Raw genomic sequence first — 23,596 nt, 5'->3', positions numbered from 1 at the left:
CGAGGTGATCGTGATACCCGTCCCGGATCACAGACCGTGGTTGTCGCGACGAACCGGGATCCGGATGTGGTTACCGCGCGGTGAGTCGGATCACGGGGTATTCCCGGTCGGATTTGCTCTGGTACTTCGCGATGCGGGGCTGGGCGGTGGCGATGCGCTGCCATGCCTGCTCACGCTCGGCGCCGTCGAGCTGCTGCGGGATCACCGGCGTGGCGTCGTGACCGGGCAATTCGATCGACGCCTTGTCGGGGTGCGCCATCAGATTGGCGTGCCAGTCCGGGTTCTGGCTTCCGCCGCCCGACGCGACGACCAGCCGGGCATCGTCACCGTCGTCGAACCACGCCACCGGCGATTGCCGCGGCTGTCCGCTGCGGCGGCCGACCGTGTTCAGGATCAGCACGTCCATGCCCATGAACTGGCCGTGGCCGCGTCGGATCTTGCGGTTCATGCGGGCGTTCATCTTTCGCTGCATCCACCGTGAGAACGCTCCGGGGGTGCCCGGCTTCCGCTTGCCTGCCTGGTTGTTCGTCATGCGCTTCTCCCATCGGTCACTTCGCCTCGCAACATCCACGACTGAGCCGTCAGCTCTGCGGCTCTCGGCAATGACGCTAGTGCGGCCCGGTGGTCGGCGCTTCTCGATTCCTGATCGGTTCGGTCATCGCTACCGATGACCGAACCGGGATCGCCATCGTCGCCACTCGACGTCAGCCGACTGCCCTGTGTCCCAATGCGTCGATTGCCTCGGTCACCTCGGGGACGGCGCCGGCCGTGACGTCGTCGAGGCCCGGCACGGATCGGTAGCTCGCGCGTACGACCCCGTCGGTGCAGTCGTACTCGACGATGCCGAGTTGGTGGAGCGGCCCGGGCAGGGCGTCACCGTCGCCGGCCACGAACCCGGTGGACGGCGCCCAGACCTCGAGCGTGTCACCCCGTCGCGTCTGCCGATAGCAGTGCAGGTGCCCACTGCCGACGGCAGCGAGTGACACCTTTCCGAGGGCCGTGAGCAACCGGGTGCGGGATTCCCCGATGTCGACGGCATGCCCGACGGGTTCGTCGACCGCGCTCCAGATCGGCTTGTGCAGGAAAACGATCACCCGCTGCGACTCGGGGACGTCCGCGGCGACGTCGTCGATCCAGGCCCACTGCCTGGTCTCCCGGTCGAGACCGGAACCGAAGAGCTCGCTGTTCAATCCGAGGACCGTCCAGTTGTCGGCGTCGTGGCGCCAGTGATCGGGCCCCCACACCGTCTCGAAGGCGGCGATCCGCTCATCGGTGACGCCGATTCCCTGCCAGGGAGCGGAGCCCGGCTCACCGATGTCGTGGTTGCCGGGCACGACGAGCACCGGCGCGGTGAACCGCTGCATCAGTGTGTGGGCGTGCGCTCGGTCGTCGACATCGTCGGGATGGATGATCACGATGTCGCCGGAGTGCACGACGAGATCGGGACGGACCTGATTGTTCACGTAGTCGACGACGAGCTCGAAGTTCTGCTGGGTGCGCCCGCCGCGGGCGGACAGGTGCGTGTCGCTGATCTGGACGATCTTCATCGGAGCTCCTTCGGGTTGTGTTCGGCCGATCATTTGAGGCCCGACCGGACGAATGCGTCGCGCACGTAGCGCTGGAGGAACAGGTAGATCAGAAAGATGGGCAGGCACGCGAGGCCGGACGCGGCCATCACCGCACCCCAGTTGTTGCCTTCCGCGCCGAGGAAGCCGCGAATTCCGATCTGGACGACCGCATTCGACTGCCGCATGATCAGCGAAGGCCACAGGTACTCGTTCCATGCCGAGATGAACAACATGATGCCGAGCGCCGCGAGCGCCGGTCTCATGTTGGGCAGCACCACCTTCCACAGGGTTGACCACGAGTTCTGGCCGTCGATCTGGGACGCGTCCAGCAACTCTCGCGGAAACGCCTCCATGTGCTGGCGCATCAACAGAACACCGAAGGCCGAGCACAGATTCGGGATCACGATTCCGGCAACGGTATTCAGCAGACCCATCTGTGAGATGAGAAGGTAGTTCGGAATCATGGTGACCTGGAACGGCACCAGCCACGATCCGACGAACAGCAGAAACAGCACCTGCTTCCCGAAGAACGTCCACCGCGCGAAGGCGTAGGCGGCCAGGATCGCGACCAGAAGCTGGCTGACGGACATCGCCAGCGCCATGACGAACGTGTTGACGAGCATCGACGCCATCGGGATGGTCTCCCACACGTAGCGGAAGTTGTCCAGACTGAACGGGGACGGTACCGGGCTGACGGACAGGGAGTCCTCGGGACGACGGAATGCGGTGGCGAACATCCAGTACACCGGGAAGATACTGAACACGGTGACGGCGGCGAGCACCACGTGCCCGGTCGCCACCCGGCTGCGGGAACGGGTGGCGACCGGGGCGTCGCCGGGATCGCGGGTCGGGGCGGCGACGGTGGTCGATCGGGCCGGCGCATCGACGAGTGCAAAAGCCATGGGATGTCCTAGTTGTCGTAGAAGCTCAGTCGGTCCGACACACGAACGAACACGACGGCGATCAGGCCGAAGCCCAGAAAGAACAGGGTTCCCGCAGCAGCCGACAATCCTGCGTCGAAATTCTGGAATCCGAACTGGTACAGCAGGTAATAGATGTTGGTGGAGGCACCGCTGGGGCCGCCCTGCGTGACGATGTCGATGATCGGGTACGCCCACTGCGCGCCCAGCAGGATCGTCATGAGTCCGAGGAACACGAGCGTCGGGGACAGCAGCGGCAGTGTGATCTTGCGGGTGATCGTCGCTTGTGACGCTCCGTCCAGGGCCGCCGCCGACGCGTAGTCGGGATTGATCCCGGCCAGCCCGGCGGAGATGACGAGCACACCGAAGCCGAGCATCTGCCACCCGACGATCAGCACGACACCGAGCATCGCGAGGCCGGGTTCTCGGAAGACGTTGCCCAATTCGAAACCCAGAGTCGCGGCCACCCGCGGGATCGTGCCTCCCTCGGGGTTGAACAGCCACCGCCAGATTGCGCTGCCGGCCACCGGGGTGATGAGGAACGGGACGAAGATCAAGGCCTGGTAGAGCGTCTTCCATCTTCCGGCAACACGGTTCGACAGCAGCGCGACGACTATCGGCAGCAGCAACGAGAACACCATGAACGCGAGGACGTACACAATCGTGTTCCGCAGTGCCTGATGGAGTTCGGGCAGCGACAGTACGCGAGCGTAGTTGTCCATGCCCACCGGAACCTTCGGACTGGTGGGCACCATGTTCCATTTGTAGAACGACAGGCCGATGGTCTCCCCGAGCGGCTTGTAGATCCACACGATCAGAAGGACGACGGCGGGCAGGAGGTAGAGATACGGCGCGAGACCGCGTCGCACCAGGCCGACCCGCGACGGAGCTGTCGGCATCTCGGCGTGGACGGAGGCGGTCGCGGCCGGAACTTCGACGAACATCAGATGCCGGGCGCCGTGAGCTGCTCGATCGACTGCCGAATTTCGTCCGCAGTCATCTCGTACACCGTGGGGGACACGTCGAGCGGGACCACCGTGTGCAGGACACGGTCGCGGTAGACGTGCACCATGTTGAAACCCTGGGCGCCGTCCTGGCCGCGGATGATGCCCCGGTCGACGAGGAGGTCCTGGGTGTAGCAGGTCGCGGACGCGACGGACACCGGGATGCCCGCGAACGTGCACGTCGTGGAGAAGTGCAGGTGTCCGGCGAGGATTCCGCGGACGTCTGTCCCCGCCAGCACGGTCTCGAGCCGGTGCTGTTCCTTCAACTCCACCGACTCGATGGCGTCGAGCAGGCCCGGCACCGGCGGATGGTGCAGGGCGAGCAGGGTGCCGTGCGGTGCCGGCTCAGCCAGGACGCCCGTCAGCCAGGCGAGCTGTTCGTCGCTGATCAGCCCGTGGTGGTGACCCGGAACCGTGCTGTCCAGCACGATGATCCGCAATCCGTTGACATCGACGACCGAGTCGACCGAGTCCTGGGTGGGTTCGGCGTCGAGGAGGCCGCTCCGGAAGGCGGGCCGGGCGTCGTGGTTGCCCATCACCCAGATCACCTTCGCGCCGAGGCGCTCCGCGGCGGGCTCGACGATCCGGCGCAGACGCACGTACGCCTCGGGCTCGCCCCTGTCGGCGAGGTCGCCGGTGAACACGATGGCCTCGGGCCGCCGGCCGGCCCTCTCGAGCCGCTCGAACAGCCGGGAGAGGTTGGCGTCACTGTCGACCGAATCATGGAGCAGGGTGCCGTCGGTGACGAAGTGGGTGTCGCTCACATGCAGGATGTAGTGGTCGGGCTCCCCGTACTGGGACATGAAATTTCTCCTGTGGAAGTGGATGTCAGGCGACGAGTGCGCCGCGCAGGTCGTCGAGTTCACGCTCGGTCATGCCGTGGTCGAGGAGGAAGTCGCGGACGCCGCCGTGCGCGGTGGCGATCGAGTCGAGGGTCGTGCGCATCAACACGGCCGGGCTGGCGCCGACCAGGTGATCGACGTCCACGCCGTCGGGAAGACCGCGGGCTCGCATCTTCTCGGCCATGCCGAGCGCCCAGTCGCCGGCCAGCAGAACCTCGGACATCGCGTAGTCGGCGACGATGTCCCGTTGATCGGCACCCACCGCCGCGAGTGTCAGAGCGACGACCAGACCGGTGCGATCCTTTCCCGCGGTGCAGTGAACGACGGTCGGGTCGTCGCCCGAGGCGGCGATGGCACGCACGGCGCGGGTCAAACGATGTCCGTAGTTCTCGACCATGTCGCGGTAGACGACCGCGAGGTCGAAGTTCGCGCCGTCGAGGTCGACCTCGCCCTCGTACACCGGCAGATGTTCCACCCGGTGTCCGACGCCGTCGAGGGCGCTCGGGCTGTCGTCCAGCTCCTGCTGTTCGCGGAGGTCGATGACGAGAGCAAGTTTCCGCTCGCGAAGGAGGTCACGGGCCGGCTGGTCGAGCCGGTGAAGCGCGTCCGAACGGAACAGCTTGTTCCACTTGGTGGTTCCGGTCTCCGTCGGGAACCCCCCGAGATCGCGGAAGTTGTAGGTGCCGGTCAGATTCAGGCGTCGATGGTTCGTCGACGCAGGCAGTGTGCTGGTCATTGTGTCGGTGTCTCGTCCTGTTCGGAGGTGATTACTGAATGAGTTCCTGCACGCGCTCCTGCGCCGCCTGCATGGTCGCGGCCGGGTCCTTGCCGTAGTAGACGGCGTCCTCCACCGCCTGGCCGAGGATGTCGTCGGCCTGCACATAGCTGTTGCCGGGATACGACTCCCAGGCCTCGAGCTTGTCGAGCTGGCCGAGATTGGGAGCCAGGAGGGGGTTGTTGTCGGCCCATTCCTTCAGCGATGCCGGATCCTGGGTGAGGGACGGGCGCAGCGGAAGGTAGCCGATCTTGCTGGAGATCTCGGTGTACGCGTGGTCGCTCGTCATGAACTTGATGAACTCCCACGACGCGCGCTGCTTCGCCGGGTCCTGCGAGAACGTGAACAGAGCCGACCCCGAATTGGTCGGCACGGCGGCATGGCCTTCGAAGGCGGGCATCGGTGCGGCACGCAGGTCCCAGCCACCGGTCGCCGCCGACTTCATGAACATCCCCTGCAGCGCCGACGTCTGCAGCTGAATCGCCACGTCGCCCTTCGCGAAACTCTCGTACTGGGTGGTCGAGTCGAGGTTGGCGAGGACGCCGTCGTCGTACATCTGCCGCAACGCAGTCACCGCCGACACCGCACCGGGCTCACCGAATTCGATGGTCTTGCGGTCCTGCGACAGCACATCGCCGCCTGCCGAGCGGAACAGCGCCTGCATGCACCAGTTGCCTCCCTTCACCGAGCACGACACGGACAGCGCCGGCTTGCCCGTCGCGGCGGTCACCGCCTTGGCGGCGGCTGCGACCTTCGGCCACGTCGACAGATCGGCGTCGGCGGGCAACCCGGCTTTCGCGAGGGCAGTCGCGTTGTAGAAGAGGGTGGGTGTGGAGAACACGTAAGGGATGCCGTACGTTTCGCCGTCCCAGTCGCCGAGGGTCGCGGCCCGGGGGTGGAACGGGTGCTCCCCACCGAACGTCGCGTCCACGGCCTCGGTGCCGAACAGTCCGTCGAGTGACTGGGCGCCGAGTTCGTTGACGGCGAAATCGAGCGTGTCGAAGGTCAATTGGGCAACGTCGGGGGGCGATCCGGCGAGCATCTGTGTCTGCACGCTACTCGCGGTTCCGGCGCCGGCCGTGCCGCTGCCCTGCGGCGGCTGGGCCTTCACATGGATGTTCGGGTGCTGCGCCTCGAAGTCGGCGACGAGGCCGTTGATCGTGTCGGACCAGAGCCCGGCCTGTTGGAGGTTGTACGACTCGAAGACGATGTCGACCTGCTGGTCGGGTCCCAGTTCCGGGACCGGTGCGCCGGTGCCCGAAGCGCCCGGCGCGGCCCCGCCGGTGGCACAGCCGGTCAGCGCGGCGGCCACGGCCGCCACTACGACCGCAGAGAATGTCGATCTACGCATCACGCTGCTCCTGTTGCGGAAAGTGTTTCGGAAGAGTGCCCCACGGCCCGTGGGGCCGAGGAGTCGAAATCGGTGAGTTCGGGGACGTCCACCCATTCCAGGCGGCGTCCGGTCGCTCGGTCGAAGAGGTGCACGTCGGTGGGATCCGCGGTGAGGACGGCGGATCGATGGGCGCGCAATGCAATCGGTCGCGGCGCTCGCACGCAGACCGTGGCACCCCCGACCTCGCAGTACGCGACCTGTTCGCTGCCGAGATTCTCGACGGACGTGACGTCGGCCGACAGCCGCACCCCGAGATGATCCGCAGGGTCGGCGACGCGGAGATGCTCCGGCCGGATGCCCAGGACGATGTCGCGGCCTTCGGTCTGTCCCGGCCACAGAGGTGCGGTCACGCCCTCGGCGGACGCGACCACCGTGCCGTTCACCGTGCGGACGCGTGCGTCCAGCAGGTTCATTGCGGGACTGCCGAGAAAACCGGCGACGAACACGGACGCCGGCCGGTCGTAGACGTCCTCGGGTGTTCCGACCTGTTCGAGTCCGCCGTTGTTCAGCAGGGCGATTCGTGTCGCCATCGTCATCGCCTCGACCTGATCGTGGGTGACGTACACGAACGTGGCCCCGAGTCGGCGATGGAGTTCGGTGAGCTCGCGCCTCGTCGCGGTCCTGAGCTTGGCGTCGAGGTTGGACAGCGGCTCGTCCATCAGGAACGCCTTCGGATTGCGCACGATCGCGCGCCCGACCGCGACGCGTTGCCGCTGGCCACCGGACAGTTCCTTCGGCTTCCGGCCGAGCAGGTGCGCGATGTCGAGTTGCTGCGCGACGGCCTCGACGCGCTCGACGGCCTCCGACTTACGCATCTTCTTCACGCGCAACGGAAACGCGAGGTTCTTCGCGACGCTGAGGTGCGGGTAGAGCGCGTAGCTCTGGAAGACCATCGCGACGTCGCGGCGTCGCGCGGGCGCGGCGGTGATGTCGTCGTCGTCGAGCAGGATCCGTCCGCTGGTCGGTTCGAGCAGGCCCGCGAGCATCCTCAGCAGCGTGGTCTTTCCGCATCCGCTGGGCCCGAGGAGGACCAGGAAGTCGCCGTCCCGGATGTCGAGGTCGATGTTGTCGACTGCGGTGAAATCTGCGAACTTTCGACTCAGATTCTCGATCCGAATCCTGCCCATTGGCCTCTCCCGATGAAATGACGTTACCCAATCTCGGCGAGACGGGGAATTTCGTTACATCGGTAGTTAGCCAGGGTCAGGTTAATGGTGGGCGAATGGCTGTCCAATCATCGGTGATGCTTCGCGCAACGGCTGTAGCAGAATGCCGTCACGGATGGATCAGCGGCACAATCTGTTTGAAAGTCTCGGCTGCCGCCTCGGCCGAGCCGCCCCGCGCCCGGCAGACGGCGATCTGCAGGCTGATGAGGAACGCGAGCTGCACCACCGTGGCCGAGGCGCCCAGGCCGCCCCAGGGTCCGCTGCCGCCACCGATGACCAGTCCGATGTCGGATTTCTCCACGAGGGTCGAACGGGCGTAGCTGGTGACACCGATGACCGTGGCCCCCGCCGCCCGGGCCGCCTCGACCGGGCGCAGGGTGACGGAGTTCAACCCGCTGTCGCTCACCGCGAGGCACACGTCGCGGGACGTCAGGTGTCCGGCAGTCAACTGTTGGATCACGGCGTCGGTCGGTGCCTCGGCGTGGCGGCCGTTGAGAATGAACCGCACCGCCACGGCTGCCGCCGACGGTCCCGAACCGCCGTTGCCGACGACGAGCACGCGCTCCGCCTCCGCGACCGCCCTCACCGCCCGCTCGAACGAGTCTTCGTCGAGCGGCGCCAGAGCGCCGGCGAGATCCGTCGCCAGTTCGCCGAATACCGCCCGCACCAGTCCGGCACCGTTCTCTTCGACGGTCAGTGCTCCCGCCGACCCGGTATCGGCCGACCCCAGATCCCTCAGCAGCAACATCCGTAGGTGTTGGAACCCCTTGAAGCCCAGATTCTGGCACGCACGGATGACGGTGGCGGTCGACGTCTCAGCGTGTTCCGCGACATCGGCTGCCGACCACCACGCAACATCCCGGGGGCGCTCCACGCACACGTCCGCCACGCGCCGCTCGCTCGGTGCCAGCTTGGGCGCGACGGCGCGGATGGCGGACAACGTGGCCCCCACAGGCGGATCGATCGGTGACGCAGTCATGGGCCTTGAATAACACACCGCGGTGAACGAAGTGTGCGAGAGCGCAAGGCCGGTGACCGATCGCGTGGAGACCGAACCGTGGAGTGCGGCGAAAGATGCTGTCCCTCAATGGGTACGCAACCTCAGTTGAGTGGGACGTTCCAGATGATCGGGACCTGGTCGGTGGGCATGTTCTCTGCCCGGCGTTCCTGCCGCTGGTCGCGCTGCCGATCGCGGGTCCGGTCGTCGTTGCCACCGGGGATGTCGCGACCGGTGTCAGGGGCCGCCACTGCGGCGACCGGGTGTTCCGCGGCCGGGGCAACCGCGCCCGCGACGCCGACGGGAAGGACGCCGAGTGCGGCTACAGCCACCACCACGGTCACGATCCGCTTCCGCAGCGAGCCGCGGTGGGTGCGTCGGTCGTCTTGGTGCGAATGTGTGGCATTCATGGTCTGAATTCCTGTCCGAGTGCCGCGAACCCGACGTTCACGGCTACTCGAACGGTGTCCGCGAGGGCGCGAAACGTTACACCCTGCCGGACATTATTTTTGCGGTGATTTCCCGCAGCTAGCGCCACTCCCGGAACGCGGCGAGCAGGCGGTCCCGCAACGTCGGATCGAGCTCGTCCGGGGGGAGCGCGCCGAGGGTGTGCACCGTCTGCTCGATCTGCTCGAGATAGGTGGCGCATCCCGGGCATTCGCCCAGGTGGGATTCGAATCGGACCCGGGCATCGGGATCCATGTCATCCTCGAGGTAGGCCGTGACGAGTTCGACGAGGTCCTGGCAGTCCATGTCTTCCATGTCTCACGCTCCCGTTCCAAGATAATCCTCGAGGGCCTGGCGGACGTGTGCGCGACCCCGATGCAGCAGCACCCGCTGGTTCGCCGGGGTGATCGAGAGCATCGCAGACACTTCATCGGCGTCGTAGCCGAGGACGTCGCGCAGCACGACCACGATCCGCTGGCGGTCGGGTAGGTGTTCGAGTTCGCGGCCCGCGACGTCGAGCACCTCCGCACCGAGAACCGATCCTTCGGGGGTTTCCGGCCAGCTGGTCGGCGGAGTCGCCCAGTGGTGTGAATCCTCCGGGGAGGAGGCCGGCAGGAACCGGGCCGGGTCCACGGCGGCGCTGCCCGTGTAGGCGGCCAGTGCGGCGTCGAAATCGTGCCGGTCCCGCACTCCCCGTTTCTTGGCGATGTTGACGAGTATCCGGAACAGCCAGGTACGGAGTGTGGAGCGGCCTTCGAATCGGTCGATGCCCTGGAGCACGGCGATCCAGGTTTCCTGGACGACGTCCTCCGCGACTTCGGTGCTGGCGACATATCCGCGCGCCACGCGCAGCATCATCGGCGTGTGCAGGTCGACCAGTTCGGCGAATGCCGACTCGTCCCGTGCACGGAGAGAGTCGACGAGGCACTGCTCGTGCGAGGTATCGATCTCGGTCATCCGCTCCTCCTCGGTGATCGAGGCGCTCCGGAAGCGTGGCCGCGTGAGGCGGCCGGATGACATCCAACACTACCGATCTCGGCGGCAGCCGTCGATCAGGCGCCCGATCTCGTGGTGGTAGGGCCGAACGGCCCTTTCTCGGCCTCGCGGTGCGGGGAAGACTCGATGCGGAGGGGTGGCGGGCCGCGGCGACGCGGTAACGGTCGCGGCGGCCCGGGTGCCCAGGCAACGACTGCACCTGGCAACCCAGGGAGGGCGACGCATGGACTTTCGGCGAACTCCGCTGGCGCGTTCGGAGAATTACTGGGAGCAGCTGGGGTCAGTGGAGGCTCGCCATCTGGACGGTGCGGAGCGGGACCGGCCCCCCGCGCCGGACGAACAGGTCTCGCTCGTCGACCACTGTCGAGGTGCCACCCCCGGCTCGGCATGAGGAGCCTGAGCGCGGCGAGAAACGCTAGGCAACTCCGGTGCGACGTGGCACGATTTCGTTTGTGACGAGCAGTACCGCTGAGAACCAGCGCCTACGCGACCTCGCGCTGCTGCGCCGCGTCCGCGACCGGATCGATCGGGAGCACGCGCAGCCGCTGGACGTCGAGTCCCTCGCCCGTGGAGTGAACATGTCGGCCGGGCACCTCAGCCGCCAGTTCCGGCTCGCGTACGGCGAGTCCCCGTATTCGTACCTGATGACGCGGCGCATCGAACGGGCGATGGCGCTGCTGCGCCGCGGCGACCTCAACGTCACCGAGGTCTGTTTCGCGGTCGGCTGCTCGTCGCTGGGCACCTTCAGCACCCGTTTCACCGAGCTGACCGGGGTCCCGCCCAGCACCTACCGGCGCCAGGAGGCGGACGCGGCGGCGGGCATTCCGTCGTGCGTGGCGAAACAGGTCACGAGACCGATCAGGAATCGAGAAGCGCAGGTCGCCGATTCGTAATTATCGTGATCCCATGGACATCACAATTCACCAGACCTACCTGCCGCAGGACGACCCGGACGCCGCTCTGGCTTTCTATCGCGACACTCTCGGGTTCGAGGTCCGCAACGACGTCGGATACAACGGGATGCGCTGGATCACGGTCGGTCCGGCCGACCAGCCCGGCACGTCCATCGTTCTGCATCCGCCTGCCGCCGACCCCGGCATCACCGACGACGAGCGCCGCACCATCGCCGAGATGATGGCCAAGGGCACCTACGCAGCCATCAACCTGGCCACCAGGAACCTCGACGGCGTCTTCGAGAAGCTGCAGGCCAGCGACTCCGCGGAGGTCGTTCAGGAGCCGACCGAGCAGCCGTACGGGGTTCGTGACTGCGCCTTCCGCGATCCCGCGGGCAACATGGTTCGTATCCAGGAACTGCGCTGATCCACGCCGACGGAGACCGCGAATGCGGCTCCGCCCAACAGATGGAGACACGATGAGCATGGCCACGAAGGCGGACACGACGGGGCGAGCGAAGCGACGGGATAACTCGGAGTCGCCGGATCTGCACCTTGCGGACAGTCACGATCTCATCCGCGTGCACGGCGCGCGCGAGAACAACCTCAAGGACGTCAGTGTCGAGCTCCCGAAACGCCGGCTGACGGTGTTCACCGGTGTCTCCGGCTCGGGCAAGAGTTCGCTGGTGTTCGCCACGATCGCCGCGGAGTCGCAGCGGATGATCAACGAGACCTACAGCGCCTTCGTGCAGGGCTTCATGCCGTCACTGGCGCGACCCGACGTCGACGTCATGGACGGGCTGACGACGGCGATCATCGTCGACCAGGAGCGGATGGGCTCGAACCCCCGCTCCACCGTCGGCACCGCCACGGACGCCAACGCGATGCTGCGCATCCTGTTCAGCCGGCTCGGGAAGCCGCACATCGGCTCACCCCAGGCGTTCTCCTTCAACGTCGCATCGATCTCCGGCGCAGGCGCGGTCACCATCGAGCGCGGTGGCCAGGAGACGAAGGAGCGGCGGAGCTTCAGCATCACCGGCGGCATGTGTCCGCGATGCGAGGGCCGGGGCGCGGTCACCGACTTCGACCTGACGGCGCTGTACGACGACAGCAAGTCGCTGAACGAGGGCGCGCTGACGATCCCCGGCTACAGCATGGAGGGCTGGTACGGCCGCATCTTCCGGGGCTGCGGCTACTTCGATCCGGACAAGCCGATCGCGAAGTTCACCAAGAAGCAGCTGCAGGACCTGCTCTACAAGCCGCCGACCAAGATCAAGGTCGAGGGCGTCAACGTGACGTACGAGGGCCTGATCCCGAAGATCCAGAAGTCGTTCCTGGCCAAGGACGTCGATGCCATGCAGCCGCACATTCGCGCGTTCGTGGAGCGGGCGATCACATTTGCCACCTGCCCCGACTGCGACGGCACCCGACTCAGCGAGGGCGCCCGATCGTCGAAGATCAAGGGGAAGAACATCGCCGACGTCTGCACGATGCAGATCAGCGACCTCGCCGACTGGGTCCGCGGCCTGAAGGAACCGTCGGTGGCCCCACTGCTCACCGGGCTGCAGCATCTGCTCGACTCGTTCACGGAGATCGGGTTGGGGTACCTCTCACTCGACCGGCCGTCCGGCACCCTGTCCGGAGGAGAGGCGCAGCGCACGAAGATGATCCGGCACCTCGGTTCGTCGCTCACCGACGTCACCTACGTCTTCGACGAGCCGACGATCGGCCTGCACCCGCACGACATCCAGAGGATGAACGGCCTGCTGCTGCAGTTGCGCGACAAGGGCAACACGGTGCTGGTCGTGGAGCACAAGCCGGAGGCGATCGCGATCGCCGACCACGTCGTCGACCTCGGCCCGCGCGCCGGCACCGAGGGTGGCCAGGTGGTGTTCGAGGGCACCGTCGAGGGTCTGCGGGCAAGTGACACACTCACCGGGCGGCATCTGGACGACCGCGCGTCGTTGAAGCAGTCGGTGCGCACCCCGTCGGGGGCGCTCGAGGTGCGCGGCGCAGACAGCCACAACCTGCGCGGCGTCGACGTCGACATCCCACTCGGCATGCTGGTGGTCGTGACCGGCGTGGCGGGCTCGGGCAAGAGCTCGCTGATCCACGGTTCGGTGTCCGGGCGGGACGGGGTGGTGTCGATCGACCAGGGCGCGATCAAGGGCTCCCGGCGAAGCAACCCGGCGACCTACACCGGACTGCTCGAGCCGATCCGCAAGGCGTTCGCGAAGGCCAACGGCGTGAAGCCGGCACTGTTCAGCTCCAACTCCGAGGGCGCCTGCCCCACGTGCAACGGCGCCGGAGTCATCTACACCGACCTGGGCGTGATGGCCACCGTCGAATCCCCCTGCGAGGAGTGCGAGGGGAAGCGGTTCCAGGCCGAGGTGCTCGAGTATCACCTCGCCGGACGGGACATCAGCGAGGTCCTCGCCATGTCGGTGGCCGAGGCCGAGGAGTTCTTCGGTTCCGGGGAGGCACGGATCCCGGCGGCTCACAAGATTCTGCAGCGGCTCGCCGACGTCGGGCTCGGCTACCTCAGCCTCGGACAGCCGCTCACCACGCTGTCCGGCGGCGAACGGCAGCGGCTCAAGCTGGCCACCGCGATGGCCGACAAGGGCGACACGTACGTCCTCGACGAGCCGACCACCGGCCTGCACCTGGCCGACGTCGAACAGCTGCTCGGACTGCTCGACCGGCTCGTCGACTCCGGGAAGTCGGTCATCGTCATCGAGCATCACCAGGCGGTCATGGCGCACGCCGACTGGATCATCGACCTCGGCCCGGGCGCCGGCCACGACGGCGGCCGGATCGTGTTCGAGGGCAGGCCGGACGATCTGGTGTCCGCCCGCTCCACCCTCACCGGCGAGCACCTCGCGGCCTACGTCGGCACCTGACCGCCCCTCACCCATGCGACTGTCAGACCGTCACGTTCGCCGAATCTGACGAGATGCCTTCCGACGACGTCTTCCAGTCGGGGCAGCTCGCCGGATTCGGCGACGACGTGCAGGTGTAGTTCGCCTTCTCCGGCGGTCACCGTCGCTCGGCCGCCGGCCAGGTCGATCCAGCCGGATCGTGTGTCCGGTGTCCACTCGCCGCCGTTGCGGCGTCCGAGGTGGGATACGAGTTGTTTGCCGTACCGTTCGGGGCGGTCGGTGCGGACGGTCGCGTGCGATTCGCCGCCTGTGATGTCGCCGGTCATGTCGGTCCCTTTCGACGGTGCGTCCCGTGTCTCAGTGTGTGCCCGGAACGGGTGGGGTGCCGTGGGTGTGGAACGTCTCGATGGTCTTCATGCCCCACGCCTGACCCTTCGACCGTTCGGCCTCGGTCCATTCGATGACGTCCCAGTCGGGATCGAGGATCAGCCGCGCTCCGGGGTTGCAGAACTCGATACGGTTGCCGCCCGGCTCGTAGACGTAGAGGAAGAACGTCTGCTGGATGGCGTGCTTGTGGGGCCCGGTCTCGATGTGGACGCCGTTTTCGAGGAAGACGTCTGCGGCGCGGAGGATGTCCTCGCGGGTGTCGGTGGCGAAGGCGATGTGGTGCAGACGCCCGTTGCTGCCCGTCCAGTCCTCGGTGTAGACCACGTCGTAACTTTTGTTCGTGAAGGTCAGCCACTGTCCGGCGATTTTGCCCGTGTTCAGCCGGATCTGTTCGGTGGGACGGCCGCCGAGCACGTCCCGGACGAAGATTCCGTTGGTCTCGACGTCCGCGGCGAGGAAGTTCACGTGATCGAGGCGGCGAACCGTGGCGGGCGCGCCCGGGTAGCGTTCGGCCTGGTTCTTCAGCGCCGGCGCGAACTCCGCCGGAGGGGCGGTCTTCTCGACCTCCCAGTACAGGTCCATCGGGTGACCGTCGGGGTCGGCGAACGTGTAGGTCTTGCCGATACCGGGATCACCGTCGCGCCACCCGAGGCCGCGTCCGGCGGCTTCGATCGCCGCGACACGGCGTTCCAGAGCCGCGGCACTCGACGTCCGGTAGCCCAGCCGCCCGATGCCCGACGTGTCGTGGGCGGTGAGCTTGAGGGAGTGGTGCTGGTAGTCGTCCCACGAACGCAGGTACACGCTGTCGCCGTCGGCGGCGACTTCGCGCAGGCCGAGCAGTTCGGTGAAGAACCACTTGCTCTCGTCGAGGGTCGGGGTGAACAGTTCGACGTAGCCGAGGTGGGCGATGTCGAAGCGGGCGTCGTCGGTGCTCATGAGTTGTCCTCGGTGTGGGGGCCGGCGGGCCGGGGGTAGACGGTGCCGTCGAACAGGGTGCGGGCGGTGCGGATAACGGCGGCGCGGCGGATGTCGACGCCGGTGTCACCGGTGTAGGTCAGGTCGATGTCGACGTCGAAGTACCCGGTGGGGTGTTCGATTCGGACGACGCCGTCGTCGCGGTGACGGCTGAGCCGATCGGCGACCGATCCGGGAATCCGGACCGCGGTGCCGACGGTGAGCGCTCCGAGCACGCCGATGGCGGTGTGGCACCGCACGGGGATGAGCGTGCGGGTGTCGAGGGTGCCGTCGCCGAGTGGGGCGGCGACCAGTGTCATCTTGGGTACGGTCGTGGTGGACACATCGCCGATGCCCATCAATTTGCCTGCCTGCGAACGGATGTGGGCGATCCGCTCGGTCAGGTCGGTGTCGGCCTCGAGCTCGTCGGGGCTCTCGTGACCGCTCACACCGAGATCGGCGGCAGCGATGACGACCGTCGGCATGCCGTTGTCGATGCAGGTGACGTCCACTCCGTCGACGGTGTCGACGACGCGGCCGGTCGGGAGCAGCGCCCCGCACGTAGAGCCCGCGGTGCCGGAGAACGCGATGCTGACCGGGGCGGCGGCGCCGGGCACTCCGGCGATCTCGCAGCTGCCGGCGTATTCGACCTGCCCGCCCGGTGTCGGGAACGTTGCCGTGGCGAAGCCGTCCGAGTTGACCATCCGGATCCGGACACTCGTGTGCTCGGAATCGGCCGGCACCAGACCGTGTTCCACGGCGAACGGGCCGACGCCGGCGAGGATGTTGCCGCAGTTCTGCGCCGACGACACGCGGGCCTGATCCACCGCAACCTGCAGGAAGAGGTAGTCGACGTCCGCGCGCGGATCATCCGACGGGCTGATCACCGCGACCTTGCTGGTGAGTGGGTGGGCGCCCCCGATCCCGTCGATCTGACGGGGATCGGGGGAGCCCATGACGCGCAGCAGGAGATCGTCCCGCTCGCGGAGGTCGGAGGGGAGATCCGCGGCGAGGAAGAACGCCCCCTTGGACGTACCGCCCCGCATCCACGTGCAGGCGATGCCGCCCATTACAGCGCCTCCTGCTGTTCCAGCCGGTATTGCTTCTGCGACAGGTACCGCACGCCGAGGGAGTCGAGTACCGGACGCAACCCGTACCGGTCCAGTCCCAGCTCGCCGGCGCGGAAGGACTGTCGCGCGGCCTCTTCCTTCTCCAGCCGGGCGCGGGAGGCGGCGGCGGTGTCGGCCGCGGCGGCGCGGGGCACGATCACCACGCCGTCGTCGTCGGCCACCACGACGTCACCGGCGTCGACGGACACCCGGCCCAGGGTCACGGGAATGTTCACCGCGCCGGCGGTGGCCTTGACCGTGCCCTGCGCGGACACCGCGGTGGACCACACGGGGAAGCCCATGTCGTTCAGTTCGGCGACGTCGCGGACGCCGGCGTCGATGACGAGTCCGCGGACACCGCGCGACTGCAGGGCGGTGGCGAACAGTTCGCCGAACATGCCGTCCGTCGACGGGGAGTTGGTGGTGACCACGAGGATGTCGCCGGCGCCGCACTGCTCGATGGCGGCGTGGATCATCAGGTTGTCGCCGGGCCAGGACAGGACGGTCACGGCGGTGCCGGCGATCCGGGCGCCGGACTGGATGGGCCGGAACTGCGGGCCGGCGAGGCCGGTGCGCCCCTGCGCCTCGTGCACCGTCGCGGTACCGAACTCGGCGAGGGCGTCGACCGTGTCGAGGGGTGTCTTGATCGGGTCGGTGAGGATGACGGGGTCTTTCACGACAGAACCTCCGCCACCTGCGGGTAGTACCGTACGTACGCCTCACCCATCGTGTCGGTGCTGAAGCCGAGGTTCGGTCCGGCGTTTCGCTTGACCTGCACACCGCGCCGCCGTGCGAGGTCGGTGTAGTAGGTCCACATGTGTTCCTGCGCCACAAGTGATTCCATCGCCTTACGCTTCTGCGGGAAGACGTCGGTGATGTCGATCAGCACGTTCGGCTTGAAGTCGCATTGCTCGGGCTGGTGCGGCTCGAAGAAGAACACCGGCGGGGCCCCCAGGGGCTCACCCTCGGCGGGATAGCCGATCGCCTGGGCCAGGATGCGGGCGTCGAGCGCCATTCGGGCGGCCGCGGGATGGTCGGCGTTGTACGGGTCGATCAGCGGATGAGTCAGCACCACAGTCGGATTGACGTCGCGGTAGACGTGCACCAGCCGGTCGACCAACTCCGGCGAGGGCAGCAGCGGGTAGTCGCCGGCGTCGAAGAACTCGATCTCCGCGCCCAGTGCCGACGCGGCCGCTTCCGCTTCTCCCCGCCGGATGTCCTTGATTTCCTCGAGCGACTTGCCGTCCCGCCATGCCCGAGCGGATTCACCGCGCTCGCCGTAGCTCAGGCACACGACTTTCGCGCGTTCGCCGCGAGCAGTGGCGGCGGCAATGGCTCCGCCGGCACGCCAGACGAAATCGCCGGCATGGGCGCTGACGACCAGCAGGGCCGGGTCTACCTGATTTGCCATGAGTGATTCCTTTCCTCGCTGTCCGAGATGTGGGCGGGGACACCTCGCCCGGTAGCAAGTAGCGCATATTGCCGACCAAATTGTCAACAATCGCGTATTCATTTTTTACGACGAGAAGGTTGTGGAGATCGTGGCGGATCGTATAGGTTGTGTGCCGAGTGACCTGAGTCACGCGATTGAATCATCGCTGTGAGGAGAGCCGTGCCAGCTGTTTCGTTCGGCGCGGCGACGCCGCGCCGATTCGGGCGCCGGCGATGCAGTTCCGCCGGTACTCGCTGGGCCGCAGGGATTTCCGGTCAACATGGACAGAACGGCCGCACTGCTGACGCATTGTGCAGGATGTCAAGGAGAAAGAAGCTATGTCGGATCTGAGTCGACGCGCGTTCCTGGGAAGTACGTCCGCACTACTGGCGGGGACCACCGTGGCATGCAGCGGGAACAGCGCGGCAGGCACCGGTACACCCACGTCTGCCACCGAGGTGGGTGCCCCGGTGACCGGTCCCTTCACCAAGACGCCGGGCTGGCTGGATTGGTACCAGAACCCGTCGGCACCGCGCTTCGCGGTACCGACGGGAGCGGTGGACGCCCACTGTCACGTCTTCGGTCCCGGCGCCCAATTCCCGTTCGCGCCGGAACGCAAGTACACCCCGTGCGACGCGAGCAGGGATCAACTCTTCGCGTTGCGTGATCACCTGGGGATGAGTCGCAACGTCATCGTTCAGGCGACCTGTCACGGAGCGGACAACAGTGCGATGGTCGACGCCGTTCAGGCGGCGGGCGGCCGGGCGCGCGGCATCGCCACGGTCCGCACCGACATCACCGACACCGAGTTGCGCCGGCTCGACGAGGCGGGAGTGCGAGGGGTGCGGTTCAACTTTCTTCCGCGACTGGTCGAGGGCACCCCGAAGGATGATCTGACTACCATCGCGCGGAAGATCGCCCCGCTCGGGTGGCACATCGTCATCTACTTCGAAGGCCCCGACCTCGAGGGCTTGGAGGGCTTCTTCGACACACTGCCGACGCCGCTGGTGGTGGACCACATGGGACGTCCGGACGTCACTCGGCCCGTGGACGGGCCGGAGTTCGGCCGGTTCCTCCGCTTCGTCGAGCGCAACGAGGCGTGGGTGAAGGTCAGCTGCCCGGAACGGCTCACCGTCACCGGTCCGCCGGCGCTGAACGGCGAACAGAACGCCTACACCGATGTCGTGCCCTTCAGCCGGCGAGTGGTCGAGGAGTTCCCCGACTCGGTGCTCTGGGGCAGCGACTGGCCCCACCCCAACCTCACCGACCACATGCCCGACGACGGGCTCCTGGTCGACCACATTCCCCACGTGGCCACCACCCCGGAACTGCAGCACAAGCTCCTCGTGGCCAACCCGATGCGCCTGTACTGGCCGGGCGAGGACTACTGAGACTCCCTCCACCGCAACCGTTTTCGAGAAGGGCTTCCCGTGCAGCACTCCAACGCGGCGAATCGGCTGGACCGCCTGCCGATTTCGCGGTTCCACAAGATCACCCTGCTGGCCGTCTCCTTCGCGTACTTCTTCGAGTTCGCGGACATCAACACGTTCGCCACCACCGTCCCCAAGCTGATCAAGCTGTGGGGAGTAACCGTCAACCAGGTCGCCTACGTGACCTCCCTGTCCTTCGTCGGCATGTTCTTCGGCTCCCTCATCGGTGGCTGGATCGCCGACCGCTGGGGCCGTAAGAACGCGTTGACCATCACCACACTGTGGTTCGCCGTCTTCTCGTTCGTGTCGGTGTTCTCCTGGGACATCCTGTCCCTCGGCGTCCTCCGGGTCCTCACCTCGGCGGGGCTGTCGGCCATGACCGTGGTGGCGGTCATCTACGTCAACGAAATCTTCCCCGCCGCCGTTCGCGGCAAGTACCAGGCCTACGCCATCGTCATCGGTATCTGCGGCACGCCGGTCACCAACCTCGTTGCCGCCGCGGTCGTTCCGCTCACCGATTGGTCGTGGCGGCTGGTCTACCTGTGGGGCAGCCTCGGCATCCTCTTCCTCCTCTTCGCCCGGCACCTGACGGAATCGCCTCGGTGGCACGAAAGCAAGGGACAGTACGAGAAGGCGGACGCCGTACTGAGCCAGATCGAATCCCGTGTCGCCGCGGAGACCGGCCCCCTGCCCGAGCCTGCCGACCCGGTCGCGGTCACCACGCGGCAGACCAAGGCTCCGCTGCGACTGCTCCTGCAGAAGAGGTACCTCGTTCCCACGGTCCTGCTCTCGGTCATGTGGGTGACCCAGACGATCGGCTTCTTCGGGTACTCCAGCTGGGCGCCCACCCTGTTGGCGCAGGAGGGCCTCAGTGTGGAGAAGTCGATCTTCTACGTCGCGCTGACCACCGTCGGTGCGCCGCTGGGTTGCTTCCTCGCCGCACAGGTCACCGACCGTGTCGAACGCAAGTGGTGCCTCGTCGCATTCGGTGTGGTGATCGCGATCTGCGGCCTCTTCTACGGGCTGACGTTCAACCCGATCATGATCGTGGTGTTCGGCTTCCTCGTGAACTTCTTCGAGCGCGGCTACACGGCGGTGGCCTACGCCTACTCCCCGGAGCTGTTCGACACCCGAACCCGGTCCTTGGGCACCGGCGTCTCCTACGGACTCGGACGCCTGTCGAACGCCGTCGGTCCACTCATCATCGCCGCGCTGTACACCGGCACCGGGTATCACAGCGTCTTCTACTTCATCGCCGGGAGCTGGCTCGTCGGAGCGCTCGCTCTGGCCGTCTTCGGACCCAAGACCCGGCAGGCCCGGCTCATCGATCCGCCCGTGGAGGCACCGACAGCACCCACCACGGCATGACGAGGGCTGACGCCCCACGACCATCTGGAGTGCCCATGACCATCGACCACACCGGGTCCGATCGCGCCCGGACCCGCCTCGCTCTCTCGGTGCTGGCCCTGTGTTGGTTCGCCATCCTGTGCGACGGGCTCGACACCTTCGTCTACGGTGCGGTGTTGCCGCGCATGCTCGCCGACCCGACCCTCGGCATGGGTCCCGGAGCCGCCGGCACCGTGGGCAGCGTCGCGACCCTCGGCATGCTGATCGGCGCGCTTGCTGCGGGGCCGCTCGCCGACCGGCTCGGGCGGCGCACCGCGATCGTCGCGGGTGTCGCGTTGTTCTCGATCGCGTCGTTGGCCTGCGCAGTCGCCCCCTCGCTGGAGGTCTTCGCGGCGGCGCGGGGTGTGGCCGGGCTCGGCCTCGGCGGGCTCATCCCCACCGCCATCTCGATGGTCATGGAGTACGCCCCGCGCGGGAGGGCGAACCTGATGGTCGCGTCGCTGATGACCGCCCATCAGGCCGGCGGCATCCTCGCCCCGGGATTGAGCATGCTTTTCCTGGACAGCCGCGGATGGCGCTTCCTGTTCCTGCTCGGTGGCCTACCGCTGATTGCCGTGCCGCTCATGCTGAAGTTCCTCCCCGAATCGATGGGGTACCTGCTCGCTCGCGGCCGCGTCGCCGATGCCGAAGCGCTCGCTCGTAGTCGCGGTGTCGCGGTCGCCGACTTCGTGACGATCCCGACCGGCGGGCGCGGGACGGCGTCGACGACTGCGCACCGCATCCGCCGGCTGTTCACCGGATCCCGTGCGATCACCACCCCGGCGTTGTGGACGGCGTCGTTCGCCGGGCTGCTGCTGGTGTACGGGGTGGCCACCTGGTTGCCGGTCATGATGAGATCGACCGGGTACGAACTCGGCTCGGCGCTGAGCTTCCTGCTGGTGATCAATCTCGGTGGCATCGTGGGCATGCTGATCGCCGGGCAGGTGGCCGACCGCGTCGGACCGATTCCGACCGCGCTGGTGTGGTTCGCGTTGACCGCCATCGGTATCACCGCGTTGTCGGTGCAGATGCCGCTTGCCGCGACCTACGTGGTGGTCTTCGCGACCGGTGTGTGGTTGTTCAGCGCCCAGACCATGGTCTACGCCGGCACCGCCGCACACAGCGAGGCCGACTTCCGGGCCACCGCCGTCGGACTCACGTCGGGGATCGGCCGGTTCGGCGCTGTCTTCGGCCCCTGGCTCGGCGGCGTTCTCATCGCTTCCGGGACTCCACGGTGGGGGTTCGGGGCCTTCGCGGTTGCCGCCCTGCTCGCCGTGGCAGCGCTGCTGGTGGTTTTCGTGACAGACCGCGTAGGGTCGCGCGCGACGACGAGTTCAGTGCTCGAACGGGTCTCTCCGTGAGTGCCCGCGTGCGGTCATCCCTGCCGGGCTTCGGCGACGTCCGCGAGCGCGGCGGTCACGCTCGCCAGGTGTTGTCGCATGGCCGCCTCCGCCCGCTCCGGGTCGCGCGCGCACACCGCGTCGATGATCGCGACGTGCTCGGGCAGCGACACCGACATCCGGCCGGGGTGCATCGACAGCTTGAACTGGTGTCGCACCAGCTGACCACGCAGCCGTTCGAGGATCTCGTCCGCCGACCGCTGCGCACTGATCTCTCGAACGCGCTTGTGCAACAACTGGTTCGCCCGCGAATACCCGAACACGTCTCCGGCCGCGACCGACGTCGTCAATTCCTCGCGCAAGGCGGTGAGTTCCTCGATCTCGGCGTCGGTGACCTTCTGGGCCGCCTTCGCCGCACACAGTCCTTCGACGACCATCCGGACCTCGGTGATCTCGACCGCCTCGTCCAGCGACACCGACCGCACGCGCGCGCCGCGGTTCTGGATCCGTTCGACGAGGCCCTGGGCGGTGAGTTCGTGCAGGGCCGCCCGGACCGCGCTGCGACTGGCGTCGTACTGCGCACACAGGTCTGCCTCGACCATGCGCTGGTTGGGCGCGAAATCCCCGTCGAGGATGGCTTTGCGGATCAGGTCGGTGACCGCGGCCTGATCCGTGCTGTGCTCGCGAGCTTCCTTCACCGGCATCGGGCTATCTCCGCTCAGATCATCACCAAAATTGTTACCGATATTGTACCGACCCAGGGTCCCCTGGATCGCACATGGCACCAGATCCATCCAGGAAAGAGGAACCGATGACCCAGCAGACGACGATCGCCGTCCTCGGACTCGGCGAGGCCGGCGGCGCATTCGCGCACGACCTGATCGCCGCCGACGCCACCGTCCGCGCCTTCGACCCCGCAGTCGCGGCACCGGTCGGAGCCATCGCGTGCCGGTCCGAGGCCGAGGCCGTCGACACCGCCGACCTCGTCCTCAGCGTGAACAACGCGCGCGCCGCGAAGGCCGCACTCGAACGGGGAAGCCCGGCAATGAGTGCCGATGCCGTCTGGGTGGACATGAACACCGCGGCGCCGGATCTCAAACGCACCCTCGGCGCCCACGCCGCGCGACACGGACACGGTTTCGTCGACGTGGCGATCATGGCTCCGGTCCCCGGCCGCGGACTCCGAAGCCCCCTGACGGCGAGCGGCCGCGACGCACACCGGGCCGCCGAAATCCTCACCCGCTACGGGGCATCAGTCGACATCCTCGACGCACCGGCGGGTGCGGCCGCGGAACGAAAACTGCTGCGCAGCATCTTCTACAAGGGAATGTCCGCGGCCATCGTCGAAGCCCTCACCGCGGGTCGCGCCCTCGGCCTCGACGATTGGCTCACCGCCGATATCGCCGACGAACTGACCCGGGCCGACGCCGGCACGATTGCCCGCGTCCTCGACGGAACGCGTCGCCACGCCAGGCGCCGCGCCGACGAAATGGACGCCGCAGCAGCCATGCTCCGTGCCCTCGGTATCGACCCCGACATCGCCCAGGCCACCCACGAACTGCTGACCAAGATCCCGGCGCCGTCGGCATGTGCCGAACCGAGACGTGCTGTGCCGAACTGAGACGTCGCCACCCTCCACCCGGTCATAGCGTCACGTTCCGTCAGTGACCACAGACAC

25 protein-coding genes are annotated in these 23,596 nt (G+C 67.2%); 7 read left to right on the top strand and 18 right to left on the bottom strand.

What is annotated here, in order from left to right:
* Nucleotides 1-70 precede the first annotated feature (70 nt).
* The 12 genes from WKC72_RS03175 to WKC72_RS03120 all read right to left on the bottom strand — a co-directional run bounded on the left by WKC72_RS03175 (nucleotide 71) and on the right by WKC72_RS03120 (nucleotide 10,132).
* Entirely contained in the window at nucleotides 71-532 is a 462-nt protein-coding gene (locus WKC72_RS03175) for a nitroreductase family deazaflavin-dependent oxidoreductase (RefSeq protein ID WP_370181730.1), read from the bottom strand.
* A 172-nt stretch (nucleotides 533-704) separates the two neighbouring features.
* A complete protein-coding gene (locus WKC72_RS03170; RefSeq protein WP_370181729.1) occupies nucleotides 705-1,547 on the bottom strand; it encodes a metallophosphoesterase in 843 nt (280 codons plus the stop codon).
* A gap of 29 nt (nucleotides 1,548-1,576) precedes the next feature.
* Nucleotides 1,577-2,470, bottom strand: coding sequence for a carbohydrate ABC transporter permease (locus WKC72_RS03165; RefSeq protein WP_268792123.1), 894 nt, complete (start codon nucleotides 2,468-2,470; stop codon nucleotides 1,577-1,579).
* An 8-nt stretch (nucleotides 2,471-2,478) separates the two neighbouring features.
* Nucleotides 2,479-3,432, bottom strand: a complete 954-nt coding sequence (locus WKC72_RS03160) for a carbohydrate ABC transporter permease (protein ID WP_370181728.1) — start codon at nucleotides 3,430-3,432, stop codon at nucleotides 2,479-2,481.
* Nucleotides 3,432-4,295 carry a phosphodiesterase gene (locus WKC72_RS03155; protein ID WP_370181727.1) on the bottom strand — a complete coding sequence of 288 codons (864 nt, stop codon included), beginning with the start codon at nucleotides 4,293-4,295 and terminating at the stop codon, nucleotides 3,432-3,434. Before WKC72_RS03155 ends, WKC72_RS03160 begins: the two co-directional genes overlap by 1 nt.
* Nucleotides 4,296-4,320: 25 nt before the next feature.
* Complete coding sequence (locus WKC72_RS03150; protein WP_370181726.1) at nucleotides 4,321-5,070, bottom strand: tyrosine-protein phosphatase; 750 nt, start codon at nucleotides 5,068-5,070, stop codon at nucleotides 4,321-4,323.
* 31 nt (nucleotides 5,071-5,101) lie between these two features.
* On the bottom strand, nucleotides 5,102-6,460 hold the full coding sequence (locus WKC72_RS03145; protein ID WP_370181724.1) for an extracellular solute-binding protein: 1,359 nt from the start codon (nucleotides 6,458-6,460) through the stop codon (nucleotides 5,102-5,104).
* Nucleotides 6,460-7,629, bottom strand: a complete 1,170-nt coding sequence (locus WKC72_RS03140) for an ABC transporter ATP-binding protein (protein ID WP_370181723.1) — start codon at nucleotides 7,627-7,629, stop codon at nucleotides 6,460-6,462. Before WKC72_RS03140 ends, WKC72_RS03145 begins: the two co-directional genes overlap by 1 nt.
* Nucleotides 7,630-7,777: 148 nt before the next feature.
* Nucleotides 7,778-8,647, bottom strand: a complete 870-nt coding sequence (locus WKC72_RS03135; protein ID WP_370181722.1) for a MurR/RpiR family transcriptional regulator — start codon at nucleotides 8,645-8,647, stop codon at nucleotides 7,778-7,780.
* A 122-nt stretch (nucleotides 8,648-8,769) separates the two neighbouring features.
* On the bottom strand, nucleotides 8,770-9,075 hold the full coding sequence (locus WKC72_RS03130) for a hypothetical protein (RefSeq protein ID WP_112301459.1): 306 nt from the start codon (nucleotides 9,073-9,075) through the stop codon (nucleotides 8,770-8,772).
* A 118-nt stretch (nucleotides 9,076-9,193) separates the two neighbouring features.
* The gene (locus tag WKC72_RS03125) at nucleotides 9,194-9,418 is read right to left on the bottom strand and encodes an anti-sigma factor (RefSeq protein ID WP_037236262.1); all 225 of its coding nucleotides are present in this window, start codon (nucleotides 9,416-9,418) and stop codon (nucleotides 9,194-9,196) included.
* A 12-nt stretch (nucleotides 9,419-9,430) separates the two neighbouring features.
* Nucleotides 9,431-10,132 (bottom strand): RNA polymerase sigma factor, encoded by a 702-nt coding sequence (locus tag WKC72_RS03120; RefSeq protein ID WP_370181721.1) that lies wholly within the window; start codon nucleotides 10,130-10,132, stop codon nucleotides 9,431-9,433.
* A 428-nt stretch (nucleotides 10,133-10,560) separates the two neighbouring features.
* Between WKC72_RS03120 and WKC72_RS03115 the strand changes: the two genes are divergently transcribed.
* Genes WKC72_RS03115 through WKC72_RS03105 form a run of 3 tightly spaced genes read left to right on the top strand, consistent with a single transcriptional unit; the run spans nucleotide 10,561 to nucleotide 13,901 of the window.
* A complete protein-coding gene (locus tag WKC72_RS03115; protein WP_370181720.1) occupies nucleotides 10,561-11,001 on the top strand; it encodes a helix-turn-helix transcriptional regulator in 441 nt (146 codons plus the stop codon).
* A gap of 13 nt (nucleotides 11,002-11,014) precedes the next feature.
* Nucleotides 11,015-11,428, top strand: a complete 414-nt coding sequence (locus WKC72_RS03110; RefSeq protein ID WP_005237883.1) for a VOC family protein — start codon at nucleotides 11,015-11,017, stop codon at nucleotides 11,426-11,428.
* Between the two features lie 52 nt (nucleotides 11,429-11,480).
* A complete protein-coding gene (locus tag WKC72_RS03105) occupies nucleotides 11,481-13,901 on the top strand; it encodes an ATP-binding cassette domain-containing protein (protein ID WP_370181718.1) in 2,421 nt (806 codons plus the stop codon).
* On the opposite strand, the gene WKC72_RS03100 is transcribed toward WKC72_RS03105, so the two are convergent.
* From WKC72_RS03100 to WKC72_RS03080, 5 genes are read right to left on the bottom strand one after another with little or no spacing between them, the layout of a single operon-like run.
* Entirely contained in the window at nucleotides 13,886-14,206 is a 321-nt protein-coding gene (locus WKC72_RS03100; RefSeq protein WP_268792115.1) for a DUF2218 domain-containing protein, read from the bottom strand. The two genes, WKC72_RS03105 and WKC72_RS03100, sit on opposite strands and share 16 nt — an antisense overlap.
* Nucleotides 14,207-14,237: 31 nt before the next feature.
* Complete coding sequence (locus WKC72_RS03095; RefSeq protein ID WP_370181717.1) at nucleotides 14,238-15,203, bottom strand: VOC family protein; 966 nt, start codon at nucleotides 15,201-15,203, stop codon at nucleotides 14,238-14,240.
* On the bottom strand, nucleotides 15,200-16,291 hold the full coding sequence (locus WKC72_RS03090; RefSeq protein WP_370181716.1) for a 4-oxalomesaconate tautomerase: 1,092 nt from the start codon (nucleotides 16,289-16,291) through the stop codon (nucleotides 15,200-15,202). Before WKC72_RS03090 ends, WKC72_RS03095 begins: the two co-directional genes overlap by 4 nt.
* A complete protein-coding gene (locus WKC72_RS03085; RefSeq protein ID WP_037236018.1) occupies nucleotides 16,291-17,007 on the bottom strand; it encodes a 4-carboxy-4-hydroxy-2-oxoadipate aldolase/oxaloacetate decarboxylase in 717 nt (238 codons plus the stop codon). Before WKC72_RS03085 ends, WKC72_RS03090 begins: the two co-directional genes overlap by 1 nt.
* Nucleotides 17,004-17,741 (bottom strand): PIG-L deacetylase family protein, encoded by a 738-nt coding sequence (locus WKC72_RS03080; protein ID WP_037236021.1) that lies wholly within the window; start codon nucleotides 17,739-17,741, stop codon nucleotides 17,004-17,006. The genes WKC72_RS03085 and WKC72_RS03080 overlap by 4 nt, the downstream gene beginning before the upstream one ends.
* 359 nt (nucleotides 17,742-18,100) lie before the next feature.
* Here WKC72_RS03080 and WKC72_RS03075 point away from each other — a divergent pair, with 359 nt between their 5' ends.
* The 3 genes from WKC72_RS03075 to WKC72_RS03065 are packed head-to-tail and all read left to right on the top strand — an operon-like array spanning nucleotide 18,101 to nucleotide 21,939.
* Nucleotides 18,101-19,153: an amidohydrolase family protein gene (locus WKC72_RS03075; protein WP_370181715.1), complete on the top strand. Its 1,053-nt coding sequence runs from the start codon at nucleotides 18,101-18,103 to the stop codon at nucleotides 19,151-19,153.
* Between the two features lie 39 nt (nucleotides 19,154-19,192).
* Entirely contained in the window at nucleotides 19,193-20,560 is a 1,368-nt protein-coding gene (locus WKC72_RS03070; RefSeq protein WP_370181714.1) for an MFS transporter, read from the top strand.
* A gap of 35 nt (nucleotides 20,561-20,595) precedes the next feature.
* Nucleotides 20,596-21,939 (top strand): MFS transporter, encoded by a 1,344-nt coding sequence (locus tag WKC72_RS03065; protein ID WP_370181713.1) that lies wholly within the window; start codon nucleotides 20,596-20,598, stop codon nucleotides 21,937-21,939.
* Nucleotides 21,940-21,953: 14 nt separating this feature from the next.
* On the opposite strand, the gene WKC72_RS03060 is transcribed toward WKC72_RS03065, so the two are convergent.
* Nucleotides 21,954-22,622 carry a GntR family transcriptional regulator gene (locus WKC72_RS03060; protein ID WP_037236030.1) on the bottom strand — a complete coding sequence of 223 codons (669 nt, stop codon included), beginning with the start codon at nucleotides 22,620-22,622 and terminating at the stop codon, nucleotides 21,954-21,956.
* Nucleotides 22,623-22,729: 107 nt separating this feature from the next.
* Between WKC72_RS03060 and WKC72_RS03055 the strand changes: the two genes are divergently transcribed.
* On the top strand, nucleotides 22,730-23,539 hold the full coding sequence (locus WKC72_RS03055; RefSeq protein WP_370181712.1) for a DUF1932 domain-containing protein: 810 nt from the start codon (nucleotides 22,730-22,732) through the stop codon (nucleotides 23,537-23,539).
* Nucleotides 23,540-23,596 lie beyond the last annotated feature (57 nt).

Source organism: Rhodococcus wratislaviensis (assembly GCF_041228765.1).
In the GTDB taxonomy this organism is placed as follows: domain Bacteria; phylum Actinomycetota; class Actinomycetes; order Mycobacteriales; family Mycobacteriaceae; genus Rhodococcus_F; species Rhodococcus_F wratislaviensis.
Note: the sequence above shows the minus strand (reverse complement) of the source record. Positions and strands in the feature narration are given on the sequence as shown.

Coding starts and splice junctions, on each gene's coding strand:
- WKC72_RS03175 (WP_370181730.1), bottom strand. CDS start 532: ATGACGAACAACCAGGCAGGCAAGCGGAAGCCGGGCACCCCCGGAGCG.
- WKC72_RS03170 (WP_370181729.1), bottom strand. CDS start 1,547: ATGAAGATCGTCCAGATCAGCGACACGCACCTGTCCGCCCGCGGCGGG.
- WKC72_RS03165 (WP_268792123.1), bottom strand. CDS start 2,470: ATGGCTTTTGCACTCGTCGATGCGCCGGCCCGATCGACCACCGTCGCC.
- WKC72_RS03160 (WP_370181728.1), bottom strand. CDS start 3,432: ATGTTCGTCGAAGTTCCGGCCGCGACCGCCTCCGTCCACGCCGAGATG.
- WKC72_RS03155 (WP_370181727.1), bottom strand. CDS start 4,295: ATGTCCCAGTACGGGGAGCCCGACCACTACATCCTGCATGTGAGCGAC.
- WKC72_RS03150 (WP_370181726.1), bottom strand. CDS start 5,070: ATGACCAGCACACTGCCTGCGTCGACGAACCATCGACGCCTGAATCTG.
- WKC72_RS03145 (WP_370181724.1), bottom strand. CDS start 6,460: ATGCGTAGATCGACATTCTCTGCGGTCGTAGTGGCGGCCGTGGCCGCC.
- WKC72_RS03140 (WP_370181723.1), bottom strand. CDS start 7,629: ATGGGCAGGATTCGGATCGAGAATCTGAGTCGAAAGTTCGCAGATTTC.
- WKC72_RS03135 (WP_370181722.1), bottom strand. CDS start 8,647: ATGACTGCGTCACCGATCGATCCGCCTGTGGGGGCCACGTTGTCCGCC.
- WKC72_RS03130 (WP_112301459.1), bottom strand. CDS start 9,075: ATGAATGCCACACATTCGCACCAAGACGACCGACGCACCCACCGCGGC.
- WKC72_RS03125 (WP_037236262.1), bottom strand. CDS start 9,418: ATGGACTGCCAGGACCTCGTCGAACTCGTCACGGCCTACCTCGAGGAT.
- WKC72_RS03120 (WP_370181721.1), bottom strand. CDS start 10,132: ATGTCATCCGGCCGCCTCACGCGGCCACGCTTCCGGAGCGCCTCGATC.
- WKC72_RS03110 (WP_005237883.1), top strand. CDS start 11,015: ATGGACATCACAATTCACCAGACCTACCTGCCGCAGGACGACCCGGAC.
- WKC72_RS03105 (WP_370181718.1), top strand. CDS start 11,481: ATGAGCATGGCCACGAAGGCGGACACGACGGGGCGAGCGAAGCGACGG.
- WKC72_RS03100 (WP_268792115.1), bottom strand. CDS start 14,206: ATGACCGGCGACATCACAGGCGGCGAATCGCACGCGACCGTCCGCACC.
- WKC72_RS03095 (WP_370181717.1), bottom strand. CDS start 15,203: ATGAGCACCGACGACGCCCGCTTCGACATCGCCCACCTCGGCTACGTC.
- WKC72_RS03090 (WP_370181716.1), bottom strand. CDS start 16,291: ATGGGCGGCATCGCCTGCACGTGGATGCGGGGCGGTACGTCCAAGGGG.
- WKC72_RS03080 (WP_037236021.1), bottom strand. CDS start 17,741: ATGGCAAATCAGGTAGACCCGGCCCTGCTGGTCGTCAGCGCCCATGCC.
- WKC72_RS03075 (WP_370181715.1), top strand. CDS start 18,101: ATGTCGGATCTGAGTCGACGCGCGTTCCTGGGAAGTACGTCCGCACTA.
- WKC72_RS03065 (WP_370181713.1), top strand. CDS start 20,596: ATGACCATCGACCACACCGGGTCCGATCGCGCCCGGACCCGCCTCGCT.
- WKC72_RS03060 (WP_037236030.1), bottom strand. CDS start 22,622: ATGCCGGTGAAGGAAGCTCGCGAGCACAGCACGGATCAGGCCGCGGTC.
- WKC72_RS03055 (WP_370181712.1), top strand. CDS start 22,730: ATGACCCAGCAGACGACGATCGCCGTCCTCGGACTCGGCGAGGCCGGC.